The sequence below is a fragment of the Bacillus sp. NEAU-Y102 genome (assembly GCF_054788175.1).
The window spans coordinates 85105-107824 of record NZ_JBTWFK010000008.1 but is presented as its reverse complement, the minus strand read 5'-3'; the positions used below and the strand labels follow the sequence as shown (position 1 = coordinate 107824).

General features: G+C 33.2%; 19 protein-coding genes. 16 read left to right on the top strand and 3 right to left on the bottom strand.

The genetic code is table 11. The annotated features are described in order from the left end of the window. Positions 1–596: 596 nt before the first annotated feature. Positions 597–1055, bottom strand: a complete 459-nt coding sequence (locus ACYFX0_RS21185) for a DUF5065 family protein (protein WP_106082173.1) — start codon at positions 1053–1055, stop codon at positions 597–599. Positions 1056–2055: 1000 nt separating this feature from the next. Here ACYFX0_RS21185 and ACYFX0_RS21180 point away from each other — a divergent pair. The 5 genes from ACYFX0_RS21180 to ACYFX0_RS21160 all read left to right on the top strand — a co-directional run bounded on the left by ACYFX0_RS21180 (position 2056) and on the right by ACYFX0_RS21160 (position 8521). Further along, entirely contained in the window at positions 2056–2208 is a 153-nt protein-coding gene (locus tag ACYFX0_RS21180; protein ID WP_000812115.1) for a hypothetical protein, read from the top strand. A 986-nt stretch (positions 2209–3194) separates the two neighbouring features. Further along, positions 3195–4250, top strand: coding sequence for a beta-propeller fold lactonase family protein (locus ACYFX0_RS21175; RefSeq protein ID WP_001088901.1), 1056 nt, complete (start codon positions 3195–3197; stop codon positions 4248–4250). Between the two features lie 548 nt (positions 4251–4798). Continuing rightward, positions 4799–6766 carry a penicillin-binding transpeptidase domain-containing protein gene (locus ACYFX0_RS21170; RefSeq protein WP_000737760.1) on the top strand — a complete coding sequence of 656 codons (1968 nt, stop codon included), beginning with the start codon at positions 4799–4801 and terminating at the stop codon, positions 6764–6766. Positions 6767–7170: 404 nt separating this feature from the next. Continuing rightward, the gene (locus ACYFX0_RS21165) at positions 7171–7704 is read left to right on the top strand and encodes an RNA polymerase sigma factor (RefSeq protein ID WP_000438327.1); all 534 of its coding nucleotides are present in this window, start codon (positions 7171–7173) and stop codon (positions 7702–7704) included. Beyond that, positions 7694–8521 carry an anti-sigma factor gene (locus ACYFX0_RS21160; protein ID WP_106082174.1) on the top strand — a complete coding sequence of 276 codons (828 nt, stop codon included), beginning with the start codon at positions 7694–7696 and terminating at the stop codon, positions 8519–8521. Before ACYFX0_RS21165 ends, ACYFX0_RS21160 begins: the two co-directional genes overlap by 11 nt. An 11-nt stretch (positions 8522–8532) precedes the next feature. Here the strand turns inward: ACYFX0_RS21160 and ACYFX0_RS21155 are convergent, their stop codons facing one another. Further along, entirely contained in the window at positions 8533–10293 is a 1761-nt protein-coding gene (locus ACYFX0_RS21155) for a peptidoglycan D,D-transpeptidase FtsI family protein (RefSeq protein WP_106082175.1), read from the bottom strand. Between the two features lie 383 nt (positions 10294–10676). Between ACYFX0_RS21155 and ACYFX0_RS21150 the strand changes: the two genes are divergently transcribed. The 7 genes from ACYFX0_RS21150 (at position 10677) to ACYFX0_RS21120 (ending at position 18129) form a co-directional block, all read left to right on the top strand. Then, complete coding sequence (locus ACYFX0_RS21150) at positions 10677–12809, top strand: peptidoglycan D,D-transpeptidase FtsI family protein (protein WP_106082176.1); 2133 nt, start codon at positions 10677–10679, stop codon at positions 12807–12809. A gap of 217 nt (positions 12810–13026) precedes the next feature. Continuing rightward, positions 13027–13953: a class A beta-lactamase Bla1 gene (bla, locus tag ACYFX0_RS21145; RefSeq protein ID WP_142399146.1), complete on the top strand. Its 927-nt coding sequence runs from the start codon at positions 13027–13029 to the stop codon at positions 13951–13953. Positions 13954–14213: 260 nt separating this feature from the next. Next, positions 14214–15056 carry a metallophosphoesterase gene (locus ACYFX0_RS21140; protein WP_106082178.1) on the top strand — a complete coding sequence of 281 codons (843 nt, stop codon included), beginning with the start codon at positions 14214–14216 and terminating at the stop codon, positions 15054–15056. A 214-nt stretch (positions 15057–15270) separates the two neighbouring features. Beyond that, positions 15271–15522: a hypothetical protein gene (locus tag ACYFX0_RS21135; protein WP_000548621.1), complete on the top strand. Its 252-nt coding sequence runs from the start codon at positions 15271–15273 to the stop codon at positions 15520–15522. Between the two features lie 187 nt (positions 15523–15709). Next, on the top strand, positions 15710–16435 hold the full coding sequence (locus ACYFX0_RS21130; RefSeq protein ID WP_001187074.1) for an ABC transporter ATP-binding protein: 726 nt from the start codon (positions 15710–15712) through the stop codon (positions 16433–16435). Continuing rightward, entirely contained in the window at positions 16432–17451 is a 1020-nt protein-coding gene (locus ACYFX0_RS21125) for an ABC transporter permease (protein WP_001266715.1), read from the top strand. The genes ACYFX0_RS21130 and ACYFX0_RS21125 overlap by 4 nt, the downstream gene beginning before the upstream one ends. Before the next feature lie 24 nt (positions 17452–17475). Then, a complete protein-coding gene (locus ACYFX0_RS21120) occupies positions 17476–18129 on the top strand; it encodes a TetR/AcrR family transcriptional regulator (RefSeq protein WP_001168192.1) in 654 nt (217 codons plus the stop codon). 121 nt (positions 18130–18250) lie between these two features. Here the strand turns inward: ACYFX0_RS21120 and ACYFX0_RS21115 are convergent, their stop codons facing one another. After that, a complete protein-coding gene (locus ACYFX0_RS21115; protein WP_063224864.1) occupies positions 18251–18550 on the bottom strand; it encodes a WGxxGxxG family protein in 300 nt (99 codons plus the stop codon). A gap of 234 nt (positions 18551–18784) precedes the next feature. Between ACYFX0_RS21115 and ACYFX0_RS21110 the strand changes: the two genes are divergently transcribed. The 4 genes from ACYFX0_RS21110 to ACYFX0_RS21095 all read left to right on the top strand — a co-directional run bounded on the left by ACYFX0_RS21110 (position 18785) and on the right by ACYFX0_RS21095 (position 22710). Then, on the top strand, positions 18785–19753 hold the full coding sequence (locus ACYFX0_RS21110; protein WP_106082179.1) for a YbgA family protein: 969 nt from the start codon (positions 18785–18787) through the stop codon (positions 19751–19753). 216 nt (positions 19754–19969) lie between these two features. Next, a complete protein-coding gene (locus tag ACYFX0_RS21105; RefSeq protein ID WP_000397282.1) occupies positions 19970–21115 on the top strand; it encodes an acyl-CoA dehydrogenase in 1146 nt (381 codons plus the stop codon). A gap of 15 nt (positions 21116–21130) precedes the next feature. Next, positions 21131–22468, top strand: a complete 1338-nt coding sequence (locus ACYFX0_RS21100; RefSeq protein WP_106082180.1) for an acetyl-CoA carboxylase biotin carboxylase subunit — start codon at positions 21131–21133, stop codon at positions 22466–22468. Between the two features lie 26 nt (positions 22469–22494). Further along, complete coding sequence (locus ACYFX0_RS21095; RefSeq protein WP_106082181.1) at positions 22495–22710, top strand: acetyl-CoA carboxylase biotin carboxyl carrier protein subunit; 216 nt, start codon at positions 22495–22497, stop codon at positions 22708–22710. Positions 22711–22720: the final 10 nt, after the last annotated feature.

Genomic DNA, 22720 nt, shown 5'->3' with positions numbered 1-22720 from the left:
GTTACCCAGACATACAGGGTTCCAAGTGCTGGTAAAAAACTTAGCAAGTTGAATGTATTCTCTATAATATAGAATGAAATAAAAATGGAGGAAAAATAAATAGACAATGGAAGAAAAATGTATACGTCACGTTTTAAAGATTTTAAACTTTGCACTTTATTCACCTCAGCTTTTCTGGCATTATGTTTTAAATAAGAACCCGTAAATTTGCAGATTCTCCTGGTGATGATTTTAAAATATGTAACTCAGTTTTAATCATAGAATGTATTGAGTCACTATAAAAATCAAATATTAATTTTCTAAAGAATCCTATACAAACCTTATTGCGTTAGAAATACAGACCTAATTATAACCGTTGTAAATGGATCCAATTAGATTTCGGCCATCCCAGTATCCGCATCATAACTAGTAACACTTCCTGTCATCCCTTTTAAAATACCAACATGGACTGTTGCATCCGCACTAACTGTTACAATTTTCATCACATTCAGCTCCGTTTCGATAATATGCTTTGAATTCCCGCGTGATCATTTATTCGTTAGATAACAAAAACGCACCGTAACCCAGTGCGTTTCAGACAAATATACCTATATGTTTTACTTTGTAATTTGGAAGGAGCCACCATAATAATATGAAGTGTCTATCTTCAGTACTGCTACATATGTACCTGGTGTGTAAACCGTTGTAATTGGTGTTGTGAACCTAGAATAGTAGTGGTGTCCAGCCTCACCTGCAGAAATGGTTTTGTAGCGCTGTAATTCACCATCTCCGTTCAATCGATAAATCTTTACAACACCCACATCTTTTCCGCCTATATATACCGTCGTATCAAACGTACCACCCTGTTTTAACGTACTAGGGGCTAATTCTTGTAGATAGTCCGCATTGTGATGCAATAAGAAATACGTTTGCCATGGCCAATCATCCACAACAGCTGAAGCTTGCTTAATCGTATTTACTTCAGCGCGCGCTTTATCAGGTAGCGTACTGTCTAAAACGATAAAACCCGAAAAGGTTAAGGTACCAATTAAAGCAAATGAACATAATTTTTTCATATTAAATTCCTCCCGTTTATCTGACATTTTCATAGTCTACTTACAGGTATTAGGTTGTCATCCATTAATTGGATTGTTATTATAAAATCAATATATCACTTTCTTTTAATTTAATCAAATTAGAATTTTCTAACAAATTATGAGAATAGATAAAATTCTACCTTTCTCCGTTTTTTCTATCATACAGAAGAAAGAACAGAGGCGATAAAGAAATTTTATTCCTCTCTCTTTTCAAATTAACAACATTTCCCGTTTGTACGGTACGAGACTATATTAAACATAAAATAGACACGAAAGGGGATTGGAATTAGCGAATATTTACATGGAATCTAGGAGATGCAAGCTCAACATTTCATAACGGATCGATGGTTCCATTTCAACAGACTCCTAATCCGACAGTAATTTTGTTCTGTTTATTCATGAGGTAACGGAAGAGAATTTAGAAAAACTTGCTACAATTGCTCATCAGTATATAGAGGAGACCATCCATTGTTACAATTACGGCATTGTAGAAGAAATAGGTTAAAAGAATAAAACATACTGTTCCAAATTAATATTCCGTGTGTTTTTTGAACATATATCCCTTACTTTTATGTATATATTGAATATATAAATATATTGTGTTATGATGTTAATTAGAAACTCGCGTGTTTCAAATACAACATTTTTATCTTCTTGATGACCTCTTATCTTTCCGTAAGAGGTCTTTTTTTTATCCCTTCGTATTGCATAGCCGCTAAAATACTATGAAAAGATACTAGAGATTACTCCACTGTGATATTCTCTAGTATCTTTTCTTTATCTATATTATCTATTGTTGGGTAAACGATGAATTATTACCTTTTGTATAATTTTTATACATCCTGCAAATACGTTATTTTTTTAGTAGGCAATTAAAATTTATATACATAATGCATAGAACAGTAGTGAGGAGATAACAGGAAGTAATAAATATAAGTTTGGATGACTTCTTATTTTGTAAAACTAGGGTGTAGAAAGGATGAAACAGATGGAAGAAAAACGAATTGCGATTTTTGTAGTGGATGGCAATGTCAAAGTCGCGAGCAAACTCCGTGATGTTGTGTTAGATATTGTTGATTTTGATAATTTAGGAGAATACGTAGAGCCTGCTTTTACAGGGATATTGTATTAAGAACAGGAGGGAGTATGATTCCAAAAGAAGTAATGGTAGAATACGTCTCAATTTCCTGATTTAGCAAATCTGCTACCAACTGAAATTGTTGTTTATCCGGCTATTTGCCGCGCAGCCCGATTGGTGAGGGCTGATTAAAGTTTCACTTTATTAAATTGGATTAAGAGATTCTTGAAATGAGGTAGAAACAAAACAGCTTTGTGGGAATTAAACAAAAGGCTGTTAAAACAATTAAAGTGTTAGTTAAAAAAAGCTGATAGCTGAGCGAGAAGTAAACAATTAAAAAACTTTACTACATATGTAGCAAGTTTTTTCTTAACGTACGAAAATCTCATTATGCATTACTATTAACTTAAGATCATGTATCTTATGATGAAATTCTATCTCTCTATTCATTTATTCGAAGATTCTTAAAACTCTTGCGATAAAACGTGGATGTATTTATAATTATAGTTAGTTAAGCTAACTAATTATAGTTGGATTTTCAACACAGGAATAGTTCAATAAAAAACAAGAATCTGAAGCAAATTTGTTAATCTATAGGGCGATTCCTCAAAGAATAGAGCTGTACGCAGAATGAATTTAAAAAAACGGTAGCGAAGGGAAACTAATTAAATGGCAGCTAAGCTTGGTTTATTTATGTTATGAGTATCTGATAATGCACGAGACAAAGAAATGGTATGTCGCTAATTACTTGCTTTCTGTGCTTCTTGTGCATCATTAATTGAGAAGTAAAGTTATTAAATAAAATACATGTAAGTATAAAAGATAAAGTTGGAGAAGGTAGATAAATACGTTGGATTATTAAATTCAACGTATTTTTACAGAATAAAAGTTAGTCTAACTTATTATAAGTTAAGCTAATTTAATTAGAAGGAGGTGAAAATTGTTTACAACTTGTCTTAGTAATAACACAAATTACTTAAATATACTGATTTCTATGGAACTTAAGAAATTTGGAACAAATAACAAGGAGGGTTTAATTAATGAATAGTTCTAAAGAAAATAATCCTATTTTGGCGGTCGTTAGCTCCAGCGGTAATCAAATTCATTTCTTCAATACGAAAAATTTTGAAAGAATAGGGGTTATAGATTCTCCAGTTACAGAACCTCATGAATTATGTTTCGATTCTAAGCGTCAATTGTTATATGTAAGTATTACTTATCGCTCAGGTTTTTATAGAAATAATCCGGAAAAAAGCCATGAAATTTTAGTTATCGATATTGATCAATTTAAAGTAATTGATATCATTGATATTTCGCCGGAATTTGCACCACATGGTTTAGTTTATAATGAAAAAAAAGACTTATTGTATGTAAGTGTTGAATCTGGTGAAGGAGGAATTTTAATTATTAATCTTAACACAAGAAAAGTGCTAGATAGAATCTCTACAGAAGCAACAGGTCCACATTGGTTTGTGACGAATCCAGATGGTACAAAAGGATATTCCTCTAATAAAGAGGCGCCCTTTATATCGGTTTTAGATACACATAATAAGGAGTTAATTGGAAAAGTATCTATGCCCTATGGTAGTGAAGAACTAGCTATTTCTCCTAAAGGTAATCGAGTTTATATCCCTTCACCATGTTTACTTGGAGACTACAAAGAGGAGCAACCTACACTTAGCATCATTAATACAGAAACCGATAAAATTATAAAGACAAAATCATTTTCAGATTTAATTACTCCGGTTCATGTAACGAATGATGGGAAAGTATTGGTAGGACATACGCGTTTTCAGAATAAGAATGGAGAGAGAACAAGAAGTATGTTTTCTCCAGCACCAGGGTATGTTTCTGTTCTTGATGGAGAATCGTTAAATGTGTTAGGTACAATAGAAGTAGATTTACTCCCAATTACAATGCGTTCTTCTACGGACGGAACGGTTGGATATGTTTCTAACCTTAGATCAGGGACAATAAGTGTATTAGATTTAGTTAATTACAAGAATGTTCATACCATTGAAGTTGATCCAGGAGATCGAAATGCAGATCCTTCTGTAAATCAAGGAGCTCACGGTATAGCATATATAGAAAGGTAAAATAAGAAAACGCTATTCTTTTTGTAGAAATTTACAGAAAGTATGGCGTTTTTTATGTATCTATTAATTTCTGATGAATTCCAATTAGGTCTATTTTTTTTGCTGGTTAGGAGCGCCTGTTATTCATTATTGACTTCTGATAAATAGATTATGTTTCCATGTTAAAAGAGTAGGCAAAGTTTTTTAATGCTCGTTATTAGCTTTTGTATGAAATTAACTTTGGATAATTGATTATTGTATTCTTCTAATTGGATTAGATATTCATAATTAATTTGCAACAACCAAACTTCTTTGAAAACGAACTAAAAGGTATTTTAAATGTATGTTTTAAAACACCACTAATAATGATAACGTTTGCTAAATATAGGAGCTCCTTAAGTTTGTAAGAAGCTTACAAACCTCCTTCTTCCAATGCAACTTAAGCGTAAATTAATTTTTTGTAAATATGGAACAATGTCCTTACTTACACTGTCTATTAAGCGTTAAACATTTTTTATTAAATAAATTAAGAAAGGAATCATCATTTTTAACTAAGGGAGAAGATTGAATTGAAAAAATTATGGATGCTGCTTTTCGTTTGTTTCGCAGTTATGTTGGTAGGATGTAATAAAAACGAACCGCCAAAACAAGCATTTGAAGAATATATCAACTTATGGAATGATAGAAAATTTGCAAATATGTATGATCATTTATCAGATCATGCCAAAAAATCGATTTCTAAAAAAGAATTCACAGAAAAATATCAAAAAATCTATGAGGGGATTGGAGCTAAAAATTTAAAAGTTAAAATGAAAGGAGAGAATACGAAAGATAAAGAGCTTTTTCTTTTTGAAGTTAAAATGGATACGGATGTAGGATCAGTTTCATTCATCCACGAAGCAAAACTTGTGAAAGATAAAGAATCTTGGAAAATAGATTGGACACCGGACTTCATTTTCCCAGGAATGAAAAAAGATTACAAAGTACGTATGCAAATAGAGCAAGGAAAACGAGGAGAAATATATGATCGAAATGGAAAAGGGCTTGCAACGAATGGTAAAGCAACTGAGGTTGGAATTATTCCAGAGAAACTAGGCGAAGCAGCAGCGCAAACGAAAGGAATAGTAGCGCAATTACTTGATATGTCTATAGAAGAGGTCGAACAAAAGCTCACAGCGAAATGGATAAAACCAGACTCCTTTGTACCAATTGGCGTTTTAAAAGAGGGAACTAGACAGAATGATTATATTGAATTAGAAGGAGTTTCATCTCGCCCAGTAAATATTCGTACGTATCCATTAGGTGAAGCAGCGGCACACTTAACTGGATATATAGGAAAGGTGAATGCGGAGGAGTTAAAATCACTTCAAAAACAAGGTTATCAAGCAGATGATTTAGTAGGTAAGACCGGTTTAGAGAAAGTGTTAGAAAATAAATTGCGTGGTGAAAAGGGTGGACGCGTATTTATAGAAGATGAGAATGGGAAAGAGATTAAAAACGTAACAAAAAAAGAAGCAAAAGAAGGAGAAAATGTTACGTTAACAATTGATGCTGCAATTCAAGAAAAAATCTTTAATGAGATGAAAACTGAAGCAGGATCTAGTGCAGCGGTCAATCCTAAAACAGGTGAAACAATCGCACTTGTAAGTAGCCCTGCTTATAATCCAAATATAATAGTTAGAGGAGCATCGAAAGCCCAACGAGAAGCATGGAGTAACGACTCGAAACTACCAATGATGAATCGCTTCACACAAGCATTTGTACCAGGTTCCGTATTTAAAACGATTACAGGTGCAATTGGTTTGGAAACAAACACAATAAATCCGAAGGAAGAATTTAAAATTCAAGGATTGAAGTGGACAAAAGATTCATCTTGGGGAAATTACTATGTAACGCGTGTAAAGGATGCAAGTCCAATTGATTTTGATAAGGCAATGAAGTACTCTGATAATATTTATTTTGCTCAACAAGCTTTGAAAATGGGAAAAGATCAGTATATAAATGAATTTAAAAAGTACGGATTTCATGAAAAATTACCAATCGAATACGAATTTCCTATTTCAATCATTGCAAAAGATGGGATAAAAAATGATATTCAACTAGCAGACACGGGCTATGGACAAGGACAAGTATTAATGACGCCACTTCATTTAGCATTAACATATGCACCGATTGTGAATGAAGGGAATATTCCGTCGCCACATCTTTTAAAAGAAGCAAAAGTAGCGGGGAATTGGAAAGAAAATGTGATTTCTAAAAAGAATCAAGAAATATTAAAGAGTGCATTAATCAAAGTCATTAATGACCCTGATGGCGCAGGGAGAATTGCAAAGGTTGATGGTGTAACGCTTGCTGGTAAAACTGGTACAGCAGAACTGAAAGAGTCGAAAGAAGCAGACGGAAAAGAACTGGGATGGTTCGCAGCTTTCGATGCAAATGCACCAGACATGATTGTTACAATGATGATTGAAGATGTAAAAGGAAGAGGAGGAAGTAACGTTCCAGGTGAAAAAGTAAAACATGTATTTCAGAAATAATACTTAATTATAAGGTGAATTTTTTCACTAAATTTATTACATGTTTGCTTAACTCAAAGATATAAATTGGGAAAAATATAGAACAATTAAATTTCAAAAAAGCATTCTTTCTAATCGAGAATGCTTTTTTGCTGTGATTCTAGAAAAGTTGGCATTGCTAATGGTAAATAGAAGGGGATAGCAAATTGAAATGGACAAGTGGAGTTTTACGTTAAATTCAAAAAAACAGATTTTTATGAGTGGATTTTTATCATTGTATGCTTTACTTGTTTTTTAGTAGTATTATACTGCCTGAAAAAAGATAAACAATGGAACAAATGAAACTTGTATCTTGTCTATATATTGAAACCATAATAAAAGTGAGGGCAGTTTTATGTTTATTCAAATAAGTTTGAGGTGTGGAAATGGAACAGACGTTTATTGAAAAGTGTAATCATGATGAGCTGGACTATGTTATAAAAGACTATTGGCAAGATGTATGGAATTATTCATTTATTATTACGAAAGATCCACACTTATCAGATGATATCACGCAAGATGTATTTATAAAGGTGTTTAAAAATTGGAATTCATTTCGAAAGGAGTCATCTATTAAAACGTGGATATTAAAAATCACAAGAAATACGGCAATAAACTATTTGAAATCCTCCTATTTTAAAAGGATATCTTTAATAGGATTTTTTAGTGACGATAAGCAATCCCTGTCAGCAGAACAAGAATTTTTTAAGCAAGAAGAAATGAATGATGTGTGGAAGGTTGTATTAGAACTACCTAAAAAGCACCGTGAAATAATTATATTGGACGCAAAATATGAATTATCTTATGAAGAAATGGCTGAAACATTAGGAGTATCCATTGGAACTGTAAAATCGAGATTAAGTAGAGCGAGAAGTAAGGTTTCAAAATTAATAGGGGAGGGTAGTAGTGATGAACAATAAACAAAATCCTGACTGGTATAGAAAAATAAAAAAAGGGCCAATGGAGAATCGTAAAGATGAAGAAGAATTTATTTCTAAAATAAAGCAGTCTATATATGAAAATAATGAAGTGGATTTTGTAAAACATAAAAGACCATTTCGTAAAAAAGCATTACCTATTGTAGTTGTTTTAGTTTGTACAATGTTATTTTTCATTGTTCAACAACCTTGGCTTGATGATAATAAATCACCGGTACAAAGTAGTACTCAAATTAAGCCTAAAACAAAAGATGAGTCTGCTCAAGATCCATCATTAAAACAATTTATGAATGAACTATATCAAAGTACGAACTCGAAAAATGAAAATGAGCTGTACAAAGCGTTAAATGATGAAGTTCTATTTAAAGGGAAGAGTTATAAGAAGGATGAACTGAAGTTTGATGAAGATATTTTTCATGAGTTGCAAGTCGCTCTTACAATGGGGGGAGAGTTTGCAAATGATACAAAAAAAGTATACAAAGTACCAAGTGGATTGACAGAAAGTAACCAACCAAAGCAAGCGCATTTTATATATGCAACGGTTACTGGAAATAAAACGAAAATTTTAGCTGAACCAAAACGAGAATCACAAGTTTTATATGAAGTATCTAATGAAATGGTAAAAGCTTGGATTCCAGAAAAAGTAAATAATGATGGATATATAAAAATTTCGACAATTGATGGTAATACTGGATATGTACAGAAAGAGTACATTTTAACTGATATTAAATATTCATTTATGTTCGAAAAGAATAATGAAGGTATATGGAAAATAATAAATGTAGATTCTATATGGTAAAAGAGGAAGGTTCACTTTAATGAACCTTCCTCTTTGTTTTTATTCTCTTTTTGAAGTGTATGCCAAGACTCTAAAATTTCTGATGTAACGAGAGCGGCAATGTTTTTTTCTGAATTACTACCAGGAATAACGACAGAAACGGCAATTTGTGGATCTTCAGTAGGAGCATATGCAATGAAAAGAGAATGATTTATCATTCTTTCTTGCTCATTTGGAAAGCCTGTAATACCTGTTTTACCTGCGACGTCAAAAGGCAACTTTTTAATTTCCTCTATATTTTGACTCATTCCACCTTGCACGACACTCCAAAAGTTCATCGGGTAACGATTTGAACTTTCTAAAATTGGTTTAAACTTTTTTGTTTCCTTACCGTCCGGACTAATAATTGCACTTACAGTTTGAGGTTTATATTTATCACCTTTACTTGCCAAAGTTGCTGCATATTGAGCGAGTTGAAGAGGGGTATGCACTTCATTTCCTCCCCAAGAGGCGTTTAATAAAGCGGAGATTCCATTTTCAAACTTATTAGATGGAAGGAATTCATATTGTCCGTCTTCTTCAAAGGGTAAATCAATCCCGGTTTTAGAACGTAGGCCGAATTGTATTAAATAATCTGTCCATATATGTGCCACTTTTTCTATATTCCCATTATTTTGGTTGAATAGGGGCAGAGCTACTTTTGCTGTCATAAATGTGTTAGATGAATTAATGATAGCCTGCCTCGGTGTAATCTCACCTGTTGGCGTTCCAGGTGCATTCGTAATGTTATTTTGATTATCATACTGAAAAGTCCCTTTATCTAAATAAGTATCTTCGGGTTGGAAAAGCTTTTCGTTTAATCCAATTAAAATAGTGAGTGGTTTTATAGTAGAAGCCATATTTACATAAGATTCACCATACTTTAATTTTTGAATTGCTTTATTTTGCGAAAGAGAGTTAATGTTTTCTTTTCTAGAAGATACACGTGTATTTAATATATTTGGATCAAAAACTGCCGTGTTGGCCATAGTTAAAATTGCGCCAGTTTTTGCATCGCTTACTACAGCATAACCAGCTTTAGCATCAGGTGTTTTCTTAATTTGAGATCTTAATGCTTCTTCTGCCTTTTGCTGCAACTCAGAGTCTAAAGCTAGCCGTACATCTTTACCTTTTTGTACTTTTTGAATATTCCATAAGAATTTTTTATTATTCAATTTAAAAATAAGAGTTTTACCTGGTTTTCCTTTTAAATCATTTTCATATTGCAACTCAATCCCGCTTTTTCCAACAGCCTTATGCTTTGAATTAAGGTCATTTTCTACATACCCAATTACTTGTGAACCAATTTCGTGTTTAGGATAATATCGAATCCATTCATTTTTAATTATTACATTATTGGGTTTGTTTTTGTTTATGAATGCAAGTTCATTTTCAGTTATATCAGAGTATAACGGTATATCATTCATAGTCTGCTTTTTACAAGATTGTTGTAATTGAGATTTTATGTTCTCTGTAGAAATATCATGTTGAAATTCGCTTGAAAATTGATTAAAAAAAGCTAATGTGTTTGATGTATCTTGTTTCGATAGCTTTTCGTCATTAGAAGTGCAATATAGAGACTTAACTTTCTTATTTGTAGCTAGTATTACACCATTTTGATCAAAAATCTTTCCTCTTTCAGCTAAAGAAGTTGCGATAGTAATTGAAATGAAGTTGATTTTTAATAAAATTAGTAAAATCAAACCTACGATAGAAAAAACCGCAAAAAATCTCCATCTTTTTATATGTAACATATAACCCTCCCTTATGTAGCCTATTTCATCTTATATTTAATTATTTTTTTTGTAAATGTGGAACAACTTTATTGTTTAGGTTGTCTATTAAGTATTACAGCATGAAGAAAGGAATAATTAGCATGAAAATTTACTAGCAAGTTTATATGTAAGTTTAATAAGAGTCATTATACAGTTTAGCACTTCTAATGCAAGTGGCAAAAAAATAGAGAGAAAACAGGAAGGGAGAGTTATTAATTCCGTATCTAAACGAAAAGAAATGGTTGCTTACAAGGATTAAGCAAAAAATTGAGGCGATATTTATAACCGATTATCGGTATCTAATATATAAGGAATGCTTTTAGTATTTGTAGCAATTTCTGAAAGGATTAAATGGAGGATTTATGAAAGAACAAAAAGGCAAGAAGCAGAAGACATATATATCTATTCGATTAAATATAATGTTCCTTTGCATATTTGTACTATTCTCAGCTATAATTATGCAGCTAGGAAAGGTACAAATCGTTGAGGGAGAGGCTTATAAGAACCAAGTGGAAAGTAGTCAAAATGCAATAACTAGTATTCCAGTTCCACGTGGACAAATTTTAGATCGAGAAGGGAACACAGTTGTTAATAATAAATCTCTTCGCACAATTACGTATACAAGGGTGAAGGGAATTACGAGTGAAGATATTTTAAAAACAGCAAAAGACTTGGCGAAAGTACTTGAAATGCCTGAACAAGATATAAATAAATTAACAGATATCGATAAAAAAGATTTTTGGATGCAGTTGAATTCGAAACGTGCGGAGACAAAGATTACTAAGAAAGATATAGAAAAGTTTAAAGAAAAGGGTATAGAGGGAAAAGAGTTAGATAAAAAAATAGAAGACTTAAGACGAGGTCGTGTTACAGAGGTAGAATTAGCAGAATTAACAGCACAAGATTTAAAGGTGTTAGCTATTAAAAGTAAAATGAGTTCAGGTTATCAACTAACACCACAAATCATTAAAAAAGATGTAACAGATGAAGAGTATGCGCGGATAAGCGAAAATCTTGCGAATTTTCCAGGAGTAGATGCAACTGTTGATTGGGAACGTAATTATGTAAACGGTAATTTATTTCGTTCTGTATTAGGAAATATTACGAGTAGTGAAGAAGGATTACCGAAAGAAAATTTAGATTCTTATTTAGTACGTGGATATAACCGTAATGATCGTGTTGGAAAAAGTTATATTGAACAACGATATGAAGATGTATTACACGGTACAAAAGAAGAAGTGAAAAATATTACTGATAAATCAGGAAACATTGTTAGCACAGAAATAATCTCTAAAGGAAAAAGTGGTAATAGTTTAACATTAACGATTGATATGGAATTACAAAAGAAAGTGGAAGAAAGTATAGAGAAAAACTTGAGAGCTTTTAAGAGTTCAGAGCCACTGCTCGATCGAGCTTTTGTTGTCATGACTAATCCAAATAACGGACAAATTTTATCAATGGCAGGCAAAAAGATTGTAGAAAAAGAAGGGAAAATAGAAGTTGAGGATTTGGCATTAGGAAACATGACAACTTCGTATGAGCTAGGGTCAGCTGTAAAAGGTGCTACTTTATTAACTGGATATGAGACAGGCGCAATACATCCAGGAGATCAATTTTATGACGCGCCGATGAAATTTAAAGGTACACAAGCTAAGAAATCGTGGAATGTATCCGGATTTGGTAATATTAATGATTTACGGGCTTTACAAGTATCTTCGAATGTATACATGTTCCAGACAGCTTTAAAAATTGCGGGAGTTAATTACGTACCAAATGGCTCATTGGATATTAAACAAGGAGCATTTGATACGATGCGCTATTATTTCAAGCAATTTGGTTTAGGTGTCCCAACAGGTATTGATTTACCGAATGAAATAATTGGACAAACGAGAAAAGTAGATAGTCAACCTGGGTTTTTACTAGATTTTTCTATCGGTCAGTATGATACGTATACGCCGTTGCAATTAGCGCAATATATTTCAACGATTGCGAATGGTGGTTATAGAATGCAACCTCAAATTGTACAAGAAATACGAGAACAATCAATAAAAGAAGAGGTTGGCAAAGTTATACGTTCCATAGAGCCTGTCGTATTAAATCGAATTGATATGAAGAAAGAACATATTGATCGGATAAAAGAAGGGTTTAGATGGGTATTCCAAGAAGGTGATGGAACTGGCGTGAAATATTTCAAAAACGCGCCATATAAACCAGCAGGAAAGACAGGAACAGCCCAAACTGTATATGGTGGAGATGACCCGATTGGTAGAAATGCAAAAGGAGAACGTATGGAATGTTACAACTTAACGTTAGTTGGATATGCTCCATATGATAATCCAGAAGTAGCATTTTCCGTAGTAGTTCCATGGCTTCATGATGATAAAAATGGAATTAATTCTATAATCGGAAAGGAAGTATTAGATGTATACTTTGATTTAAAACAGCAACGCATACATGGTGAAGCTACTAGTACAAGTAGTTCTAAGCAAAATTAGAGTACTTTTCTCAGGGAAAGACCCTGTTCATATAAAGCCATTTATAAGTAAAAAAATGAAATATGAAATAAGAGATAGAGGCGTCGTAGCTACTATCTCTTATTTTGTTAATAACTCTCATACTAGCTATAATTTTTTTAGTTTATGGAACAAATTTGGTTCGGTGATTGTCTATTATGTGTACGTATAAAAAGGTGCTAAAAATTTGGAAGGAATGATGATTTTGAAAAATAAGAGGATGCTAAAAATAGGAATATGCGTTGGTATATTAGGTTTAAGTATTACAAGCCTAGAAGCTTTTACAGGAGGGGCACTGCAAGTTGAAGCGAAAGAAAAGACTGGACAAGTGAAACATAAAAATCAGGCGACGCATAAAGAGTTCTCTCAACTTGAGAAAAAATTTGATGCTCGATTAGGTGTATATGCGATTGATACTGGTACAAATCAAACAATCTCTTATCGACCTAACGAAAGATTTGCCTTCGCATCAACCTACAAGGCTTTAGCTGCAGGAGTATTACTACAGCAAAACTCAATTGATACATTAAATGAAGTAATCACATTTACGAAAGAAGACTTAGTGGATTATTCACCTGTTACAGAGAAACATGTAGATACTGGAATGAAACTAGGAGAAATTGCTGAGGCTGCTGTTCGTTCAAGTGATAATACTGCAGGGAACATTTTATTTAATAAAATAGGCGGACCGAAAGGATATGAAAAAACGCTTAGGCATATGGGGGATCGGATTACTATGTCTGATCGCTTTGAAACAGAATTAAACGAAGCTATTCCAGGAGACATTCGTGACACTAGTACAGCGAAAGCTATTGCTACGAATCTTAAAGCTTTTACGGTCGGAAATGCACTTCCAGCTGAAAAACGTAAAATTCTTACAGAGTGGATGAAAGGAAATGCTACAGGGGACAAACTTATTCGTGCAGGCGTACCAACTGACTGGGTAGTTGGAGATAAATCAGGTGCTGGTAGTTACGGGACAAGAAATGATATTGCTATCGTTTGGCCTCCAAATAGAGCACCAATTATCATCGCAATTTTATCTAGTAAAGATGAGAAAGAGGCTACCTATGATAATCAACTCATTGCAGAGGCAACTGAAGTTATAGTTAAGGCTCTTAGGTAATAGTATTTTAGTTTTCGCATTTTTAACATAAAAGTATTAAAAGTGTAAAGTTAGAAAACGACTCTTTTCGTGTGATAAGAGTCGTTTTTGTGTTCTTATTATTAAAAAGGTAAAAGTAAAAATATAACGAATATATATGACGTATCTCATATGAAATTTTATGTACTGTATTATTTTATTAATTTAAATAAATTTCAAGAAAGTATAATATAATTCAGTTAGCATATAGAAGTGTTTGATGAGAATATAAAGGAGAAAATATGAAAAAAAAGATTAATAGAATCGTAATGATTATTTGTATATTAGTAGGTTTTACAATCTTTTTATATTTACAGAACAATTTAATAAGTATAACTGAGGTTAAAATAACCTCTAGTAAAATACCATCCTCTTTTAAAGGGTATAAAATTCTACAAATTTCAGACTTACACAATAAAAAATTTGGCGATAATCAAGATGTGTTAATTCAAAAAATAAAAAGTATAGACCCAGATATTATTGCGATTACGGGTGATTTAATTGACAGTAAATCATACGATGCAGAAGTTAGTATGCAATTAATACGAGAAATTGTAAAGAAGTATCCTGTATATTTTGTGACAGGAAACCATGAACAATGGTCTGGAAAGTATAACAATTTAGAAAAAGAGTTGAAGAAATATGATGTCAATGTTTTAAGGAATGAACATGTAGGCATTCGAAAGGGTGAGCAAGAAATAAACTTGCTAGGTATTGATGATCCAGAGTTTGTTACTGGAAACCGTGATGAAGGAAATATTATAATAGATGAAATTAAAAAAGCGAAAATTGAAATGCAGCCAGATAAATATAATGTATTATTATCCCATCGGCCTGAATTTATAAAGGAATATACGAATGAGAGGTTGGATTTGGTTTTATCGGGACATGCTCATGGAGGGCAAGTTAGATTGCCATTTATCGGTGGATTAGTTGCGCCAAATCAAGGTGTTTTACCTAAATATACAGCAGGTTTATATGTAGAACAAAATACATTAATGGTAGTGAGTAGAGGATTAGGAAATAGTATCATTCCGCAAAGAATTTTGAATAGGCCAGAGATTGTAGTCGTGCAGCTAAATTAAGCTGTACGATTTTTTTATACAATAATGAGTAAAGGGGCTTTATGTATTTTGCAGGAGTTAACATTACAATTTTGTTAAAAATTTTCTACGTTACATAAAGTAACAAAATTTGACCCTGAGTGTTTGTTATAGTGTAAATAATCAAAAAACTTAAAATTTGTCGAGTGAAAATTGTGATAAGTAATTCATGTAAAAAACTTAAAGGGGTGTACACATGCATAAAGAATATGAAATTGAAGAATACACGGCGATTGAGGAACAAATACATTATTATTGTAAATGTTTATTAGTAAGTCATCCTGATCAAATAATAAAATATTTAGAAAAAAGGTTAGAAAAATATGCAGAAACATTACAATATGCCCATTTATATCCTGACACAGTTATTTTACCGTTACAGCAATTAGTTATTGAATATTCTTTAGACGTTGCTAGAATTCGGAAGTATATGAATTTAAAAACGTAAAGTGAAATTTATAGTTTAAATGAAACAGAGTCGACTTTAGGAAATGAAATTCTAATGTCGACTCTGTTTCATTGTTTAATATCGTTGATTGAACATACATACTAATCAATGAAGTTTGACATATAATTAAGCAAGGGTAAAATAAAAGTGAGTACTCACTCATTTTATTGGAAAAGGAGGATGAAACGTGCAACAACCTTCAATTATTTTACGGACTGTATCAAAAAGTTTTGGGAAAAAAGAAGTGTTACACAATCTTTCATTACAAGTTGAAAAAGCAGAGATTTTTGGTTTTGTTGGACCTTCTGGATCGGGGAAAACAACGCTCATTAAAATGATTGCAGGTATTAATGAGGCAACGAAAGGTGAAGTGCTTGTTAATAATACTAATATGCCTAATTTAAATGAAATGAAACGAATTGGTTATATGGCCCAGGCGGATGCATTATATGAAGAATTGTCAGCATATGAAAATGCAGATTTTATAGCAACGATGTATGGATTAAAGGGAAAAAGTAAAAAGACAAGAATTGCAGAGGTTTTTGAACTTGTACAATTGTCACAGTATATGAAAAAGCAAGTACAACAATTTTCAGGTGGAATGAAAAAACGCTTATCATTAGCAATAGCACTCCTCCATGAACCAGAAATATTAATTTTAGATGAGCCTACAGTGGGGATAGATCCGCTTCTTAGGAAAACGATTTGGGAAAAATTTTATGATCTTAAAAAGAAAGGCACAACGATTATTGTAACGACGCACATTATGGATGAAGCTGAATTTTGTGAGCGTCTAGGATTAATTAGAGAAGGGAAACTAGTTGCGGTTGGAACAACTGAAGAATTGAAAAAACGCGTGTCATCTGGACGGATTGAAGATGTCTTTTTGCTGGAAGAGGTGGTGCCATCATGAGAGTTACTGGTGTAATTATACGTATTATTCGTCAATTTTTTCGAGATAAGCGTTCGTTAGCAATGATGTTTGGAGCACCGATGTTATTACTTTGGCTTTTGTCACTAGTGTTTACACAGAAAGACTATATACCGCAAATTGCTGTTGTTGATATGCCTGCTCAAATAGTAAAAATGATGAAAAATCAAGAAGCGTCAATTTATGAATACAGTAAGGAAAAGGCGATTTCTGAGTTGGAAAAACAAAAGGTAGATGCAGTATTTCGTATAGAGAATGGAAAAATGAAACTTCTGTTGGAAGGTAGTGATTCGTCAAAAAATCGTGCTGTACTTCAAGTATTGCAAAAAAGCACAGAGAAGAATGATGTATCGATTATGAAACCTGAAGTAAATTATTTACATGGCTCTAAAGACTTTACGATGTTTGATGGGCTTGGTCCTGTATTAATTGGTTTCTTTACATTTTTCTTTGTATTTATATTATCAGGTGTATCTTTCGTAAGAGAACGTTTAAGTGGTACGCTAGAAAGGTTATTATCCACCCCAGTAAGAAGATGGGAAATAGTCGCAGGTTATATTATTGGTTTTGGAATCTTTGCCTTTATACAATCCATTATTATCGTAAGCTTTTCCGTTTATATTTTAGATTTATACGTAGCTGGCTCCATATGGCTAACGCTACTTATTACATGTATGCTCTCTTTAACTGCACTAACATTAGGTACGTTTTTATCGGCATACGCAAATAATGAATTTCAAATGATTCAATTTATACCGCTTGTTATTGTGCCACAAATCTTCTTTTCTGGATTGTTTCCATTGGAATCTATGAACAAGTGGCTACAAATGTTAGGGAAAGTATTTCCACTCACATACGGCGCTGACGCAATGAGACAAGTGATGATTCGGAATCAAGGGTTTACAGAGATTGCATTAGATCTTACTGTATTATTACTTTTTTCAATATTATTTGCAGTAGGAAATGTATTTGCTTTAAAGAAACATCGCAAAATATAATAATGACAAAAAGGAGCTTTATAAATGCAGAAGGATTGGCTGGAGGAATTAATAGCTGCAACTAATACGGATAAACGAAATGAACGTCAAATGCGAATATTAGAGGCGGCTGTTGATATGTTTGGAGAAAAAGGATACGCTTCAACTTCAACAAGTGAAATTGCAAAACGGGCTGGTGTAGCGGAAGGAACAATCTTCCGCTACTATAAGACGAAAAAAGATTTATTACTAGCGGTCGTAATGCCAACTTTAACTAAGTTCGCTGCACCATTTTTCGTACAAACCTTTGCAAAAGAAATATTTAAATCGGAGTATGAATCATACGAAGGACTTTTAAGGGTTGTAATTCATAATAGGTTTAAATTTGCTCAAAAACACTTTCCTATGATAAAAATATTAATTCAAGAGGTGCCATTCCAACCAGAACTGAAAAATGAAATACAGCAATTAGTAGAAACAGAACTGTTTTCACATTTCAAAAAGTTGATTGTGAAATTTCAAGAAGAAGGGGAAATTATTGAGATACCACCATCTTCCGTACTACGTCTTACTTTATCAGCTGTATTAGGTTTATTATTAACACGATTTTTATTATTGCCTGAAGAAAAATGGAATGATGAAGCGGAAATTGAAAATACGATTCAATTTATATTGTATGGATTAACTCCACGAATTTAATCGTTGAAGTGTGAATTACATACATTACTTTTAAGTAAAAATAAATCGCCTTTAAAAAGGCGATTTATTTTCATTATATATTTTTGATAAATAAGTGCTTGTTTACTAAAAACATTCTAAATCAGCGTGTTTCTTTGTCTCTTCTTCTAAGACCTAATAATCCTGCTAGTCCTAATAAACCAAGCCAAGCCCAATTATTATTTTTATCACGATTATCATTTAAATCATTTGTTGTATTTACATTTCGAGTTCTTACATCATTATTAACTCTGTCTAAGTTATTGTCATTTACTCGAGTTGAAATATCAGTGTTATTAACTCTATTCATATTATTTCCATCGTATTCAGCTTGCGCAGATGTACCTAAAAACATAATAGAGAGTGCTAAAACACTTAAAATAGATGATAATTTCTTTTTCATAACAATTCCCTCCTTTCTTAATCATTAATTTCTCCGAAGCATGTGTGTATTATTCATTTCACAATATCTAAACCCTCATTAATAGGGCGCACATTTATAGAAAATAGAGTTGAATGATTGTTAATGTATCATTGGATTTATATTTCTCATAAAAATAACTGAATCAAACTTTGCTTAAAATGTTAATCTTAGTACAATTTATATTATACGGACTAGTAATAAGGAGGTAATAAGATGCGACAATTTGCAAAACCTACAATCGTCGTAAGTAAATGTTTAGAATTTGATGCTTGTCGTTATAATGGAGAGATGATTCCAGATGTAACAATACGAAATTTGCAGCCATTTGTTACATTTATACCTGTTTGTCCAGAAGTCGAGATTGGATTGGGGACTCCTCGTGAAACGATACGAATTGTAGAAGAAAATGGTGAGAATAGACTTGTGCAACCGTCGACACGAGAAGATGTAACTGAAAAAATGGAGCAGTTTTCAAATGACTTTTTACAAATGATACCGGATGTGGATGGTTTTATTTTAAAGAATCGTTCACCAAGTTGTGGTACGCGTGATGTGAAAATTTATTCTGGTTTTGAAAAAGCGCCAGCAAAGGGAAAAGGAGCTGGCTTATTTGGCGGAGCAGTAGTAAAAAAATTTTCGCATCTTCCTATTGAAGAGGAAGGTAGATTGTCGAATTTTATTATTAGAGAGCATTTTTTTACAAGGCTATTTACAATCGCATATTACAAAATGATTAAACACAATAAAAATATGAAAGAACTTGTATCGTTTCAGTCGGATAATAAATATTTATTTATGGCATATAATCAGGTGAAACAAAAGGAATTAGGTCGTATAATTGCAAATCACAAAAATGAAAAGATTGAAGTGGTATTTGAAAACTATGAGAAGACTTTATATGAATTATTTATGCGTGCGCCCCGTTATACATCGAATGTAAATGTATGCGAGCACATTTTTGGATATTTTAAAACAAAGTTAAAAAAACAAGAAAAAGATCATTTTATAGAACTGTTACAAAAGTATGCAGAAAAGAAAATACCACTTAGTAGTTTACTTACAATTTTAAAATCATGGGCTATTCGATTTGATGAAAAGTATTTATTAAGACAAACATATTTCGAACCATATCCTGAAGCATTAGTAGAAATTTCTGATTCCGGAAAAGGTAGAGATTATTAAACAATAAATTACATAATTCGACACAAAACCTCCTATGTTGTTGTAGAACAATGTAGGAATTTTTTTGTGCATTAGTACAGAATCTGTTTTAAAATTAAGTTATGACAGAATTATAGCAATTATCTAACTAATGTTCTTGTCTTTTAAGTTGTTATGTTTGTAGTAGAAACTCGCACGCTGTCGAAACTCAATATTCGATAAGGGGTGTGTAGCGGAATGGAATTTACTCTAACTCGCGAAAAACAAATGATTAAAGAAATGGTACGTGACTTTGCTGAAAAGGAAATCGCACCGAAAGCTGTATATTATGACAAAACTGCAGAGTTTCCATATGAAACATTTCAAAAAATGGGCGAACTAGGATTACTAGGCATCCCATTCCCAGAAGAGTATGGAGGTTCAGGTGGCGATACGGTATCGTATGCGTTAGCAGTTGAAGAAATTGGTCGCGCTTGTGGTGGCACTGGTTTAAGCTATGCTGCAACAATTTCATTAGGTGCTTCTCCAATTTATTATTTCGGTACAGAAGAACAAAAACAAAAGTATTTAGTTCCAATGGCGTCAGGTAAAACATTAGGTGCCTTCGGATTAACGGAGCCGAATGCTGGATCTGATGCAGGTGGTACTCAAACGAAAGCGGTATTAGATGGCGATGAGTATGTAATCAGTGGTGAGAAGTGTTGGATTACAAACGCAGAGTATGCAAATACAATTATTGTAACCGCTGTCAATGGCGTTGAAGAGAATGGTAGAAAACGTATTTCTGCATTTATCGTGCCTACTACTAGTGAAGGATTAACGATTTCAAGTCCATACGATAAGATGGGTGTTCGTGCTTCTAATACTTGTGAAATCGTACTTGATGGTGTGCGTGTACCGAAAGAAAATATTCTTGGTGATGTAAATAAAGGTTTTAAACAATTTTTATATACACTTGATGGAGGGCGTATTTCAATCGCAGCATTGGCAGTTGGTATTGCGCAATCAGCCTTTGAACGTGCATTGCAATATGCGAAAGAACGTCAACAATTTGGAAAGTCAATCTCTAATTTCCAAGCGATTCAATTTAAATTAGCTGATATGGCGACTGAAGTAGAGCTAGCACGCAATTTAGTACATAAAGCAGCTTGGTTAAAAGATAACGATAAACCTTTCGGCAAAGAAGCGGCAATGGCAAAACTATTTGCATCGGAAGCAGCAAGCCGTATTGCGAATCAAGCAGTACAGATTCATGGTGGATATGGTTATATGCGTGAATATGAAGTTGAACGACATATTCGTGATGCGAAGCTATTAGAAATTGGTGAAGGAACTTCTGAAATTCAACGTCTCGTAATTGCTAGACATTTAGGATGTAGATAAAAGGGAGGAATCACTATGTTTCAAAAAATATTAATTGCGAATCGCGGGGAAATTGCTGTTCGTATTATGAAAACTTGTCAAAAAATTGGCATACGCACTGTTGCTATTTATTCTGAAGCAGATGAAAATGCCCTTCATGTGAAGATGGCAAATGAAGCTTACTTAGTAGGTGGACCGCGTGTTCAAGAAAGTTATTTAAACCTTGAAAAAATTATTGAAATAGCTAAGAAGACAAATGCAGAAGCGATTCATCCAGGTTATGGTTTATTATCAGAGAATCCGTCTTTTCCGGTTCGTTGCAAAGAAGAAGGAATCGTATTTATCGGTCCTTCAGAAGAAATCATTACGAAGATGGGAAGTAAAATCGAATCACGTATCGCAATGCAAGCAGCAGATGTCCCAGTAGTCCCAGGTATTACTACAAATATTGAAACTGCTGAAGAAGCAATTGAAATTGCAAAACAAATTGGTTATCCATTAATGCTTAAGGCATCCGCAGGCGGCGGAGGCATTGGTATGCAGTTGATGGAAACTGAGCAAACGCTCACCAAAGCGTTTGAAAGTAATAAAACAAGAGCGCAAAACTTTTTTGGTAACGGAGAAATGTATTTAGAGCGATATATAGCAGACGCGCATCATATTGAAATTCAGCTTTTAGCAGATACACATGGTAACACAGTGTATTTATGGGAGCGTGAATGTTCGGTGCAGCGCCGAAATCAAAAAGTAATCGAAGAAGCACCTTCACCATTTTTAGATGAAGGTACACGAAAGGCAATGGGAGAAGTTGCTGTACAAGCTGCCAAAGCACTTGGCTATACAAATGCAGGTACAGTTGAGTTTCTTGTAGATGATCAGAAGAACTTCTATTTCTTAGAGATGAATACGAGATTACAAGTAGAGCATCCAGTGACAGAAGAAATTACGGGATTAGACCTTGTAGAACAGCAACTTCTTATCGCAAGTGGAGAGAAACTATCATTTACTCAGGATGATGTAAAACGTAGTGGTCATGCCATTGAAGCTCGTATTTATGCAGAAGATCCGAAAACATTCTTCCCATCACCTGGGAAAATTACAAATTTAACATTACCGTCAAATGTACGGATCGATCACTTCTTAGAAAATCATGTAACGATTACACCTTTCTATGATCCAATGATTGCGAAAGTCATTGCACATGGCGAGACTCGTGAAGAAGCAATTTCGAAATTACATGATGCTCTAGAAGAATTAAAAGTAGAAGGTATTAAAACGAACACGCCAATGCTACTGCAAGTTTTGGAAGACGAAGTGTTCAAAGAGGGTATTTATACAACGGGTTTTGTAACGAAACAACTCGTTAAAAAATAAGATTTAACAATATTAAGGGGGAAAAAATGATGACGAAAGTATACGCATCGATGGCAGGAAACGTTTGGAAGATTGTTGTAGGAGTAGGAGATACAGTAGAGGAAGAGCAGGATGTCGTCATTTTGGAATCTATGAAAATGGAAATTCCAATCATTTCAGAAGAAGTCGGCACAGTTATGAAAATTAATGTGCAAGAAGGCGATTTTGTAAATGAAGGAGATGTATTATTAGAAATTGAATAGGGAGATATAG

Excerpts from the sequence above, each read along its gene's own strand:
- ACYFX0_RS21185 (WP_106082173.1), bottom strand. The coding sequence starts at position 1,055 with ATGAAAAAATTATGTTCATTTGCTTTAATTGGTACCTTAACCTTTTCG.
- ACYFX0_RS21180 (WP_000812115.1), top strand. The coding sequence starts at position 2,056 with ATGAAACAGATGGAAGAAAAACGAATTGCGATTTTTGTAGTGGATGGC.
- ACYFX0_RS21175 (WP_001088901.1), top strand. The coding sequence starts at position 3,195 with ATGAATAGTTCTAAAGAAAATAATCCTATTTTGGCGGTCGTTAGCTCC.
- ACYFX0_RS21165 (WP_000438327.1), top strand. The coding sequence starts at position 7,171 with ATGGAACAGACGTTTATTGAAAAGTGTAATCATGATGAGCTGGACTAT.
- ACYFX0_RS21160 (WP_106082174.1), top strand. The coding sequence starts at position 7,694 with ATGAACAATAAACAAAATCCTGACTGGTATAGAAAAATAAAAAAAGGG.
- ACYFX0_RS21155 (WP_106082175.1), bottom strand. The coding sequence starts at position 10,293 with ATGTTACATATAAAAAGATGGAGATTTTTTGCGGTTTTTTCTATCGTA.
- ACYFX0_RS21150 (WP_106082176.1), top strand. The coding sequence starts at position 10,677 with ATGAAAGAACAAAAAGGCAAGAAGCAGAAGACATATATATCTATTCGA.
- bla (WP_142399146.1), top strand. The coding sequence starts at position 13,027 with ATGATTTTGAAAAATAAGAGGATGCTAAAAATAGGAATATGCGTTGGT.
- ACYFX0_RS21140 (WP_106082178.1), top strand. The coding sequence starts at position 14,214 with ATGAAAAAAAAGATTAATAGAATCGTAATGATTATTTGTATATTAGTA.
- ACYFX0_RS21135 (WP_000548621.1), top strand. The coding sequence starts at position 15,271 with ATGCATAAAGAATATGAAATTGAAGAATACACGGCGATTGAGGAACAA.
- ACYFX0_RS21125 (WP_001266715.1), top strand. The coding sequence starts at position 16,432 with ATGAGAGTTACTGGTGTAATTATACGTATTATTCGTCAATTTTTTCGA.
- ACYFX0_RS21120 (WP_001168192.1), top strand. The coding sequence starts at position 17,476 with ATGCAGAAGGATTGGCTGGAGGAATTAATAGCTGCAACTAATACGGAT.
- ACYFX0_RS21115 (WP_063224864.1), bottom strand. The coding sequence starts at position 18,550 with ATGAAAAAGAAATTATCATCTATTTTAAGTGTTTTAGCACTCTCTATT.
- ACYFX0_RS21110 (WP_106082179.1), top strand. The coding sequence starts at position 18,785 with ATGCGACAATTTGCAAAACCTACAATCGTCGTAAGTAAATGTTTAGAA.
- ACYFX0_RS21105 (WP_000397282.1), top strand. The coding sequence starts at position 19,970 with ATGGAATTTACTCTAACTCGCGAAAAACAAATGATTAAAGAAATGGTA.
- ACYFX0_RS21100 (WP_106082180.1), top strand. The coding sequence starts at position 21,131 with ATGTTTCAAAAAATATTAATTGCGAATCGCGGGGAAATTGCTGTTCGT.
- ACYFX0_RS21095 (WP_106082181.1), top strand. The coding sequence starts at position 22,495 with ATGATGACGAAAGTATACGCATCGATGGCAGGAAACGTTTGGAAGATT.